Annotated in this window: 3 protein-coding genes; all 3 read left to right on the top strand. The window is 43.9% G+C overall.

Going from position 1 to position 3222, the window contains the following annotated elements:
- Positions 1 to 32 precede the first annotated feature (32 nt).
- Positions 33 to 698 (top strand): NAD(P)H-binding protein, encoded by a 666-nt coding sequence (locus ACFQ2O_RS20785; protein WP_377532656.1) that lies wholly within the window; start codon positions 33 to 35, stop codon positions 696 to 698.
- A gap of 86 nt (positions 699 to 784) precedes the next feature.
- Entirely contained in the window at positions 785 to 1798 is a 1014-nt protein-coding gene (locus tag ACFQ2O_RS20780; protein ID WP_377532654.1) for an LLM class flavin-dependent oxidoreductase, read from the top strand.
- Between the two features lie 198 nt (positions 1799 to 1996).
- The gene (locus tag ACFQ2O_RS20775) at positions 1997 to 3040 is read left to right on the top strand and encodes an MBL fold metallo-hydrolase (protein WP_377532652.1); all 1044 of its coding nucleotides are present in this window, start codon (positions 1997 to 1999) and stop codon (positions 3038 to 3040) included.
- The last annotated feature ends 182 nt before the right edge of the window (positions 3041 to 3222 follow it).

Here is a 3222-nt window from a genome sequence, read left to right as displayed (position 1 = left end):
ATATAACATTTTAACCTATAAAAACTATAACTATGAAAACAGCAAACGTTATTGGAGCAACGGGCCTGGTAGGTACCCAGCTTGTACATTTACTTTTGGCAGATGAGAGATTCGAGAAAGTAATTGTCTTTGGGAGAAGCTCTTTAGGCATATCTAATGCTAAACTGGAAGAGCATCTCATCGACTTCGATACACCTGAAGCCTGGCAACACCTGGTAAAAGGGGATGTGTTTTTCTCCACACTGGGCACTACACTAAAGCAGGCTGGCGGGCAGAATGAGCAGTATAAAGTTGATTACCTATACCAGTACCAATTTGCGCAGGCAGCTTCACAGAATGGTGTGCCTGTGTATGTGCTGGTGTCTTCGCCTTCTGCCAGCCCTGACTCTGTGCTATTCTACACGAGAATGAAAGGCACTCTGGAGCGTGATGTGAAAAAGCTGCCGTTCTCAAGTATAAACTTTATTCAACCGGGTTTACTGCATGGCGACAGAAAGGATGAGCGCATGGGGGAGGAAGTTGGCTTTAAAGTTCTGAGCTTTCTGGATAAAGTAGGGATTGCGGGTAAGTACCGTCCAGTGCATGGCAAGGTGGTGGCACAGGCTATGATTAACGCAGGCATTGCAGCTCAGTCCGGTATTCATACTTATACATTAGAAGAAGTTTTTCAATTGGCGGGAGCAAATCATAGTAAGTAAGGTTTATTCCTTGTTGCCGCCGAGGTGAGTACCTGGTGGCGAATTACTATAAATGGACTTCTTCTATTAAACAGCATAAATTTTAAATGGAAACGACACATAAAAATATACCTTATTCTGTTTTAGAGCTGGCTACTGTGGCAGCTGGTTCTAAACCAGCCGATGCACTTGAAAACAGCTTGAAACTTGCTCAAAAAGCAGAAGAGTTAGGCTATACACGCTTCTGGCTGGCAGAACATCACAACATGGTCAGTATTGCCAGCTCGGCTACTTCGGTGTTAATCAGCTATATTGCCGGTGGCACACAAAAGATAAAGATAGGTTCGGGTGGCATTATGCTGCCAAACCATTCTCCTTTGATTGTGGCAGAGCAATTTGGTACGCTGGGCTCTTTGTTTCCGGGGCGTATTGATTTAGGTTTAGGCAGAGCACCCGGCACAGACCAGGTAACAGCGCATGCCATACGATCCGACAGAATGCAGTCGGTCTATAAATTTCCGGAAGAAGTAAGCCAGATTCAAAAATACTTTTCAGCAGATAATAAAGGCGCTCAGGTACGGGCCACAGTGGCAGAAGGAGTGGAAGTACCTGTTTATATGCTAGGCTCCAGCACCGACAGCGCCCATTTGGCAGCAAAAAAAGGATTGCCTTACGCGTTTGCCAGTCACTTTGCCCCTGCACAATTAATGGATGCACTTGCTATCTATAGAAGCAATTTCCAGCCTTCGGAGTACTTGCAAGAGCCTTATACCATTGCCTGCATTAATGTAATTGCTGCTGATACTGATGAGGAGGCAGAGAAGATCTCAACCTCTATGATCCGCATGATGTTCGGTGTCCTGACTGGGCAGATTGATTACATGCAGGCTCCTACTGAGATGACAGACGAATTAAGGGAAGTGGCGGCTCACCCTGCTTTCCAGAGCATGTTAAAGTATGCATTTGTCGGGAGCAAAGAGACTGTGAAGAAACAAACAGAAGATTTCCTGCAATCAACCGGAGTAAACGAAATCATGGTGGTTTCTCACGTCTATCATCACGAAGACCGGGTTAACTCGTATCGAATCTTTTCAGAGATTATGCAGGAAACAAAGCAATAAAAACATATTAGTAATATGTTTGCTTAATTGTGTGGTTGCCGGATAAAAATGAATTCAGAAGCCGAAGCAGCCACATTATTTCTGAGTAAGAGGAGGAGAAAGTAAATTTTAAATCTTGTATCGGTGAGAATATTAATCCGGGTTATGTATGCGTTGATCGCAACAGCTTTGATAATAAGTATAGTTACCTTTTTATATATGCAGCGAGCAACCTTCGGTAAAAGTCCATCCGGCAAACGACTGGAACTCATTCAAAAATCACCTAACTATAGAAACGGACAATTTCAAAACTTAAACCACACGCCAGCTTTAACGGAAGGAAGCAGCTATGTGAAAGTGATGTTTGAATTCCTGTTTAAGAAAACCATTGATCGGCTGCCTCAGGATAGCTTGCCATCTATGAAGACAGACCTGTTAAACCTACCCATTGAGCAGGATGTGCTGGTGTGGTTTGGGCATTCATCTTACTTCATACAAATAGATGGTGTTCGTATTTTGGTGGATCCTGTCTTTAGCGGAAATGCTTCTCCTGTTCCTGGTACTACAAAAGCATTTAAAGGCGCAGATCGCTACACAGTAGAGGAGCTGCCTGAAATAGATTATTTGTTTATCTCCCATGATCATTATGACCACACCGATCATGAAACACTGGTAAAGCTGCAACCTAAAATTAAAAAGGTAATCTGTGGGCTCGGTGTGGGGGAGCACCTGGAACATTGGGGCTTTGCACCTGCTGATATAATTGAGAAAGACTGGAATGAAATGGTTAGCCTCGGTGATGGGTTTACAGTGTATATCACACCTGCCCGCCATTTTTCCGGCCGCAGCTTCTCCCGAAATAATACTTTATGGGTGTCTTACCTGCTGCAAACTCCTACCATGAAAATCTATATCGGGGGTGATAGTGGCTATGATACTCATTTTGCTGAAATAGGCAAAAAGTTTGGACCAATTGACTTCGCCATACTTGAAAATGGGCAGTATGACTTGCAGTGGCGCTACATACACATGCTGCCGGAAGAAGTGCTGAAGGCAGGAAAGGACCTGCAGGCAAGACGCGTTTTTCCGGTTCATTCGTCTAAGTTTGCCCTGGCCAATCATGCCTGGTACGTGCCTTTGGCCACCATCACCAAGCTGAATGAGTCGGCGAAGGTGCCTTTGGTTACACCTATGATTGGCGAACCAGTATACTTAAAAGATACCAGTCAGACCTTTAGCCAGTGGTGGGTCGGCAGGCAATAAAAAGTATTTGCAGCTTAAGTATACATGGTTTCAGAATCCGCAAATTTTTGTACTCAGGATAACTAATGCTCGACCAATTTAATCTTTAGAGGCTGTTTTAATTTCATTTGGATAATTTCTTAAGCATGATGTGTATCATGGTAATCTGTATCATTGTTTCGGCAGACTTCGTGGAGAGTTCA

Source organism: Pontibacter rugosus (assembly GCF_042678745.1).
In the GTDB taxonomy this organism is placed as follows: domain Bacteria; phylum Bacteroidota; class Bacteroidia; order Cytophagales; family Hymenobacteraceae; genus Pontibacter; species Pontibacter rugosus.
This window is presented reverse-complemented; position numbering and strand designations above follow the sequence as displayed.

Coding starts and splice junctions, on each gene's coding strand:
- ACFQ2O_RS20785 (WP_377532656.1), top strand. CDS start 33: ATGAAAACAGCAAACGTTATTGGAGCAACGGGCCTGGTAGGTACCCAG.
- ACFQ2O_RS20780 (WP_377532654.1), top strand. CDS start 785: ATGGAAACGACACATAAAAATATACCTTATTCTGTTTTAGAGCTGGCT.
- ACFQ2O_RS20775 (WP_377532652.1), top strand. CDS start 1,997: ATGCAGCGAGCAACCTTCGGTAAAAGTCCATCCGGCAAACGACTGGAA.